Here is a 6,080-nt window from a genome sequence, read left to right on the forward strand (position 1 = left end):
GCTCACCACTCGACCTTCATTCTCTCGCCGCCAGAGGTCGGATACTTCTTGGAGGTGCCAAAGAACTGTTCGCGACGCTCCTGCGCAGCCTGCTTTTCGGAGATGAGCAGCCAGATGCCGGTGCTGCCGGCCGCCACGATGGCCGCGAGTGTGAGCAGGATCAGTTTCGTTCTCACCATTCCACCTTCATCTTCTCGCCGCCGGACGTCGACGGGGCTGTCGCGCTGAAGAATTTCTCTCGTCGCGCCTGAGCCAGGTCCTTGTCGGTCTGCTCGGTCTGCAGCCAAGTCCCCATCATCGTCATTTGCTGGGAGACGAGACCGCGCAGTTTCTGCATCTGCGCGACCTGCTGTGCGGCGATCTCGTGCCCAACCTGGAGGGCCTTCATCTGCCCATCGGCGGTCTCGGACATCGATCGTAGCGAGGACATCGTGCCTTCCTCGCTGTCGAACTGATCGGCCGTCAGGCTTGCCGCTTTCAGGGTGCTGGCGATCGTGTCCCGGTTGGTATCGGACCACGACTGGTAGCTGGAGGAAAAGCTTGTCGCGCCCGGCAGGTTGGCCCTGAGGCTTGAATAGCTCTGGAAGCGCTGCTGCAGCACATCGTCTGCATTGCCCATCGAAAACGAAATGCTCTGGCCCTGGTCGATGAGGCTGCGCAACTGATTGAGGTCGCTTTCGACCTGTCCCCAGATATGCGACGGGAGGGTCGCCGTATTCTGCAGCAGGTTCTGGTAGATATTGAGCTGCGTTTCGATCTGTTGCGCGAGCTGGCTGATCTGGGTGAGCTGGTTCTGGATTTGCTCGCCGGATTGGCCAACGAGGGATACGAGTTCTCCATTGTTGAGGACCTGCGTCCATTCGGTCGCTGCACCTGTGGCGGTGCCGGCACGCGCTGGCGCGGCTGCACTTAGTGCAACGATTACAGCCACCAGACTGACGACGAATCTATTCGAAGTTGAGCAGCGACGCGGCATCGTGAACTCCTCTCATTTGAAGCCAGTGAACCGGCCAGTCGCGGCCGTGTTCGGAACTAAGCGTGCGAATGCGCTTCAAGTCTTCCTTGCCGGATGCGCCAACGAAGCTCAGCGCCACGGGGCCGAGCGCCATATCGAACAACCGACGGCCTTCGGGGGTGACGACGTAGTATTCGCGTTTGGGAATGGCGTTCGAAACGATCTCGATCTGTCGCTCGTTAAAGCCGATCCGTTCGTAGAATTCGCGCGTCCCAGATTCCCTTGCGGCGCCGTTCGGCAAGCAAATTTTCGTTGGGCAGGATTCCTTCAGCACATCGATAATACCCGAGCGTTCGGCGTCGGAGATCGACTGCGTGGCGAGTACAACGGCGCAATTGGCCTTGCGCAGCACCTTGAGCCACTCGCGGATCTTGCTGCGGAATACCGGATGACCGAGCATCAGCCAGGCCTCGTCGAGCACGATCAGGCTCGGGGAACCGTCGAGACGCTTCTCGATCCGCCGGAACAAGTAGGTTAGCACGGGCACAAGATTGCGCTCGCCCATGTTCATAAGGTGCTCGATCTCGAAGGTCTGGAATGCGCCGAGGGAAAGGCCGTCCTGTTCCGCGTCGAGAAGCTGGCCCATCGGGCCGTCGACCGTGTAGTGATGAAGCGCGTCCTTGATCTCGCGCATCTGGACGCCGCTGACGAAGTCTGACAGGGACCGTCCGGCCGCGCTGCCCATCAATCCGATCTGGCGAGAGATCGCGTTGCGATGATCAGGGGTGATGGCAACACCCTGAAGGGCGACCAACATTTCGATCCATTCCGTTGCCCAGGCGCGATCCGCATCGCTCGCGAGGTCCGATAGTGGGCAGAAGGCCAGCGCCTTTGCCTCTTCTTGGGCGTCGCCACCGATCTCATAGTGATCGCCGCCGGCGGCGAGCGTCAGCGGCAGGAGCGAGTTCCCCTTATCGAAAGCGAAGATCTGGGCGCGTTCGTACCGTCGGAACTGCGCTGCGATTAGTGCCAGCAGCGTCGACTTGCCCGAGCCGGTCGGCCCGAAGATCAGGGTGTGACCGACGTCATCGACATGGAGGTTCAACCGGAACGGAGTCGAGCCGCTCGCCACCTGCATAAGGGGTGGCGAGTTCGGCGGGTAGAATGGGCACGGCGCCGCCGGGCTGCCGGACCAGACCGAGTTCAGCGGGACCAGATCGGCGAGATTGCTGGTGTTGATTAGCGGCTCGCGGATGTTGCAGTACCAATTGCCGGGCAGGCTGCCGAGATAGGCGTCGGTGGCGTTGAGGGTCTCAATCCTTGCGCCGAATCCTTCCGCCTGGATCAGCCGGCGAATGGCTTCCGCTTTTTCCTGGAGAGCCTCACGGTCGTGATCAAACAGGACGATGACAGGCGTGTAGTAGCCGTAGGCAACCAGCTGCGAGGAGGCTTGCGCGATGGCATCCTCAGTCTCGGCTACCATGGTCATGGCATCCTGGTCGACGGAGCGGCTTTGCGTCTGGAAGAGCTGATCGAAGAACGGCCGTACCTTCTGCTGCCATTTCTTGCGGGTGCGTTCGAGTTTCTGCCGTGCCTCTTCCGCATCGAGGAAGATGAAGCGCGATGACCAGCGATAGGTGAGCGGCATCAGGTCCAGGCTGTTGAGAATCCCCGGCCAGCTCTCGGCCGGCAGGCCATCGATTGCCACAACCGCGAGAAACCGATTCTCGACCTTCGGCGTCAGGCCATGCTCGAGCTCGGCTGTCGCAATCCAGTCGAGATACATCGGGGCATCCGGCAATCTGATCGGATGGTTTTCGCCGGTGACGCAAAAGCGAACGAATTGTAGCAACTCGTCATAGCGGGCGAGCCGCTCCCCTCCCCTCTCCGCGACTTCGCGCGTCTCCATGCGCCGGATCGAAAGAGTGTTGGCAAAATACTGCTCGATCTCGCGGATGGCGTTCCTGAAGATGAAGAGCACCGTGTCGGCATAGCTCTTCTTGCGGCTCTCCTCGTCCGAGTAAATGTATTTGCTCAGCGCGGTCTTTTTGGACTCCAGGGGCCGATAGGTGAGGACGAGCGCGTGCTTGCTCTCGAAATGCCCCTGCTCGCGCCCGAAATGCGCCCGCCGCTCGGCGTCGATCGCGCGCGTGACCGCATCTGGAAAGTGGCAGCGATCGTCAGACGGATAGTCGAATGTCGGGATGCGAACGGCTTCGACCTGGATCATCCAGCCGCTCCCGAGCCGCGACAGGATCGTATTGATCTGCCGTGACAGGTCGTTGCGCTCGAGATCGGTAGCACTTTCGGAGTCGGGTCCCGCAAAATACCAGCCGGCCATCAGGCTTCCGTCTTTCAACAGAAGGACGCCATTGTCGACGAGGCCGGCATAGGGGACGAGATCCGCAAAGGATGGGCCGGTGGCCCGGAAGCGTTTCAGAGCAACCATGGCTTGCCCTCAATACCGGCGCCATGGCGAGGAGGTCGCCTTGTAGTAATGCTTGTACGAGACATGGCGGATATAGACCTGTCGCATCAGCGGGTCCGCCTTTGCCATCATTCTCAGGAGGCCGACGACGACGATCCAGACGGCAACGCCGAAGAGCGCGGAATAGATCGTCAGAACGACGAAGATGAGGATGACTGCAGCAAGACCGGTGATCAGCACCAACTCCCGGTCCGCGCCCATCAGCAGGTTCGGACGCGACAGCGCCCGATGAATGCGGTTGCGTTGCAGGCCAGACAGGGACTCAGCCATGAGCCCCCTCCCCTTCCCCGCTTTGATTGATTGAGATGGTCTGCTCGTCGGGCAGTCCGATCGAGGCACCGGTTGCGCCAAAAAGGCCGACGATGTTGGTGGCGCCAAGCAGGATGCCAGCGACGAGCACGATGTACATGAGCCGCCGCGCGAAATCGTTCAGTTCGCCGCCGAAGATTAGCATGCCGCCGGCGATCGCGACGGCTGCAAGCGCAATGGCGCCGGCAACTGGTCCGGTGATCGATTCCTGGATCTGCTGCAGCGGCCCTTCCCAGGGAAGACTGCCGCCGGAACTGGCGAGCGCCGGCGAGACCGAGGCAAGAGCGATGGGTGCCGCAAGGAGTACAGCGGCGATGAATGCGTTTCTACGCGACATGGCGCGCCTCCTGTTCTTCCGTAAGCTGGTCGGATTCGATTTCGTATTGGCCGCCCGCGAAGCGCTCGACCTGGATGACGTCGCGAACGCGCCGCCCGCGCGGCGTTCGCTCGATCGAGACGACGAGATCGACCGCTTCCCCGATCACTTCATGCATCGGCTGCTGGCTGGCTTCGGCAGTTAGCTGCTCGAGGCGGCGTAGCGCCGACATAGCGGTGTTGGAATGGATGGTGGCCACGCCTCCGGGATGGCCCGTGTTCCATGCTTTCAGCAACGTGAGCGCAGCGCCGTCGCGGACCTCGCCCACGACGATCCGGTCTGGGCGCAGACGCATGGTGCTCTTCAAGAGCCGTGCCATGTCAACGGTATCGCTGGTGTGGAGAAGAACAGCGTTCTCGGCCGCGCACTGGATCTCGGCGGTGTCTTCCAGGATGACGAGGCGGTCTTCCGGGGCAGACTTGACGATTTCGTCGATGACGGCATTTGCGAGCGTCGTCTTGCCCGACCCGGTGCCCCCGGATATGATGATGTTGAGCCGGGACGAAATCGCGCTGCGGATAGTCGAAGCCTGGTGTTCGGTCATCACGCCGGAGCGCACATAGTCATCGAGCCGGATCAGGCGCGAGGCTCGGCGGCGAATGGTGAACGCCGGCTTGGCGACAACGGGAGGCAACAGCCCTTCGAAGCGGTGACCGCCGATCGGTAGCTCCCCGGATATGATTGGTTGCTCGGTATCGACCTCGGATTGGAGCGCATGCGCGACCGTTCCGATCACCATCTCGGCGGCGGCAGGCGACATCTCACCGGCAGGCGCGACGCCATGACCGAGCCGTTCGATGAAGAGCTTGCCATCGGGATTGAGCATGATTTCGACAACCGTTGAGTCTTCCAGCGCAAAGCAGAGCTGGTCGCCCAGTGCCTCCTGGAGTTTGCGGACAAGTCGAGGATGAGATCGAAGCTGGTTCACGGCTTTTCTTTCTTACGCTGCTTGGCTGACGGCGCTGAGTTCGGAACGGTAGTTGGCAGGTCGGAGCCGTTGGAATGTGTCTGCATTCGCGGGAAGGGTCCCGGCGACAGCCATGGTCACCCCGATCTTCTTCGGCTCCGCCAGCCGCTGCAGGGGCCAGCCAACACGAGCGAGGATCCGCTCGAAGCGGAGGTCGGTCACCGTGACGATCTCCGTGTAGCCGTTCGCCATGCACCACTCGATGATGCCCGCAAACATGGTCAGGGTCGCCTCATGGACGGAGCCGTCTCCCCTACCCTCCCCGAGAGTCGTATCGACGCAGAAGCGGGAACTCTCGATCATGGCGGTGTGCGCATTCAGCTGACCATCCGGCAGCAGCGTCGGAAAGATGTTCGTCACCATCGTCGCGCCAAGAGCCGGGAGTAGCCTGGCGCAACCAGTCACGGCGCCACCGTCGGAAATTGCGAGAACGTAGGTCGGCATAAGAGCGTCAAAGGCGTCCGCCTCTTGACCGTCGACGACTTTGACCTCCCAGCCCAGGCGCTCGGCAAAAACGCGCGCACGTAGCTGATGATGGCGGTGGAGAAGCCGAGCTTCTTGAATATTTCGCGGTTTGGAAATCGCGAGAATCTGCATGAATTTCTCCGTCGGATATTGGTCGGCGGGGAAATCAGCACGGAACAGATTCGGGTGGTAGTTGTAGGATCCTACAAGCCCGATTGGAGTGAGTCGCGGCGCAACCGTCCCCTTTTCCGCGAAAGCAGCCTTGTTCCCGCAACAATTCGGTTAGGCGGTTGTAGGATTCACAGTAAAACAGACCATGAACCTGTGGGAGTGACGTGCTTTCTAAGGCAATGTTTCTACGGCTAAAAATTGATTGCGTTGGACGCCTTCTTTCTTGAGCGTTAAGCTTTCGTTAACCAAAAAGCTCTTGCTCAAAATCCAGAATCGACGCTTATTGCCAGTGGCGGAACTTTTGAAGTTTCGCGAAAAATATCGCCACTGGCAAGAAATGGGTTTTGAG

General features: G+C 60.5%; 7 protein-coding genes. All 7 read right to left on the reverse strand.

The window, feature by feature from the left end; translation table 11 throughout:
- Positions 1-2: 2 nt before the first annotated feature.
- The 7 genes from trbK to ACST81_RS26260 are packed head-to-tail and all read right to left on the reverse strand — an operon-like array spanning position 3 to position 5,692.
- On the reverse strand, positions 3-179 hold the full coding sequence (gene trbK / locus ACST81_RS26230; protein WP_142843334.1) for an entry exclusion protein TrbK: 177 nt from the start codon (positions 177-179) through the stop codon (positions 3-5).
- Positions 173-976, reverse strand: a complete 804-nt coding sequence (trbJ, locus tag ACST81_RS26235; protein WP_142843335.1) for a P-type conjugative transfer protein TrbJ — start codon at positions 974-976, stop codon at positions 173-175. Before trbJ ends, trbK begins: the two co-directional genes overlap by 7 nt.
- Positions 948-3,404, reverse strand: a complete 2,457-nt coding sequence (locus ACST81_RS26240) for a conjugal transfer protein TrbE (RefSeq protein WP_142843336.1) — start codon at positions 3,402-3,404, stop codon at positions 948-950. The genes trbJ and ACST81_RS26240 overlap by 29 nt, the downstream gene beginning before the upstream one ends.
- A 9-nt stretch (positions 3,405-3,413) precedes the next feature.
- Positions 3,414-3,713: a conjugal transfer protein TrbD gene (locus tag ACST81_RS26245; protein ID WP_037094117.1), complete on the reverse strand. Its 300-nt coding sequence runs from the start codon at positions 3,711-3,713 to the stop codon at positions 3,414-3,416.
- A complete protein-coding gene (locus ACST81_RS26250) occupies positions 3,706-4,089 on the reverse strand; it encodes a TrbC/VirB2 family protein (RefSeq protein ID WP_142843337.1) in 384 nt (127 codons plus the stop codon). The genes ACST81_RS26245 and ACST81_RS26250 overlap by 8 nt, the downstream gene beginning before the upstream one ends.
- On the reverse strand, positions 4,079-5,056 hold the full coding sequence (gene trbB, locus ACST81_RS26255; RefSeq protein ID WP_142843338.1) for a P-type conjugative transfer ATPase TrbB: 978 nt from the start codon (positions 5,054-5,056) through the stop codon (positions 4,079-4,081). The genes ACST81_RS26250 and trbB overlap by 11 nt, the downstream gene beginning before the upstream one ends.
- 12 nt (positions 5,057-5,068) lie before the next feature.
- Positions 5,069-5,692, reverse strand: a complete 624-nt coding sequence (locus tag ACST81_RS26260) for an acyl-homoserine-lactone synthase (RefSeq protein ID WP_142843339.1) — start codon at positions 5,690-5,692, stop codon at positions 5,069-5,071.
- Positions 5,693-6,080: the final 388 nt, after the last annotated feature.

The organism is Pararhizobium sp. O133 (assembly GCF_051669845.1).
Lineage (GTDB): Bacteria > Pseudomonadota > Alphaproteobacteria > Rhizobiales > Rhizobiaceae > Pararhizobium.

Bases quoted from the DNA above. Each gene is read 5' to 3' on its own strand.
- ACST81_RS26250 (WP_142843337.1), bottom strand. From the start codon at position 4,089: ATGTCGCGTAGAAACGCATTCATCGCCGCTGTACTCCTTGCGGCACCC.
- trbJ (WP_142843335.1), bottom strand. From the start codon at position 976: ATGCCGCGTCGCTGCTCAACTTCGAATAGATTCGTCGTCAGTCTGGTG.
- trbK (WP_142843334.1), bottom strand. From the start codon at position 179: ATGGTGAGAACGAAACTGATCCTGCTCACACTCGCGGCCATCGTGGCG.
- ACST81_RS26245 (WP_037094117.1), bottom strand. From the start codon at position 3,713: ATGGCTGAGTCCCTGTCTGGCCTGCAACGCAACCGCATTCATCGGGCG.
- ACST81_RS26240 (WP_142843336.1), bottom strand. From the start codon at position 3,404: ATGGTTGCTCTGAAACGCTTCCGGGCCACCGGCCCATCCTTTGCGGAT.
- ACST81_RS26260 (WP_142843339.1), bottom strand. From the start codon at position 5,692: ATGCAGATTCTCGCGATTTCCAAACCGCGAAATATTCAAGAAGCTCGG.